Consider the following 822-nt stretch of genomic DNA (forward strand, 5'->3'; position numbering starts at 1 on the left):
GACTGTAGTAGTATGTGGACATATGGTGTATGTGCATGTTAGTAATTGTGAATGGATGATGTGTGTTGTTCTGTTGGACAGTAGGTTGTCCCGCGTGGTCTAGTGGTTAGGATTCCTGGCTTTCACCCAGGCGGCCCGGGTTCGATTCCCGGCACGGGAAAGTTCTCACATCTACACACACACACACACACACACCAATCTACACAACACTCATCAACACTAGATCAACACCAACAAACACTTCCCGACCACTGACACTAGCATCCGTCACGTGCCTACATCGATAGGCAAGCACAAAATGTAAGCAAAATGTTCGATGACATATTGATTAGTCGTTCCACTTGCAGTATGTCGACAATATTCTATTCACACACTCGCTTCAGCACGTATCAAGAAACACACAACGTGTCATGGGAATTCACACTGAAACTTCGAACAATTCAATTCTCCTCGACTCATTCCTCGATTCGTGAAAGTGGAGAAGGTGAGGTAAGACACAGTGAGCCATTGCAAAGCATACGAACAAATTGGATTCATTAATCAATCTGGTGTCTCACTATCAACCAATCGCAACGTCTGATCCCTACAATACACGCACATCGGACCAGTGTGCTCAATCCAATCTCGTGTTTTCACTTGGGCTCCGTGTAGCATTCCACATTCCCCTCCATCACACCTTCACTCACATTCAGTCATTCACTCTCCTTCCATTTAGTTCTCTCTGTCGTAGTCTGTCTTAGTGGTCAGCACATTCAGCTGCTGGCAGACTGTAAATCATGATGTCTAATGAACCAGGTTGATTGTTGCATGTCCACATTGAAT

General features: G+C 45.1%; 1 tRNA gene. It reads left to right on the plus strand.

The window, feature by feature from the left end:
- Positions 1-88: 88 nt before the first annotated feature.
- Positions 89-160, plus strand: a tRNA-Glu gene (locus tag DLK05_RS19055).
- Positions 161-822 lie beyond the last annotated feature (662 nt).

Origin of the sequence: Ancylomarina longa (assembly GCF_003996985.1) — a bacterium.
GTDB lineage: Bacteria > Bacteroidota > Bacteroidia > Bacteroidales > Marinifilaceae > Ancylomarina_A > Ancylomarina_A longa.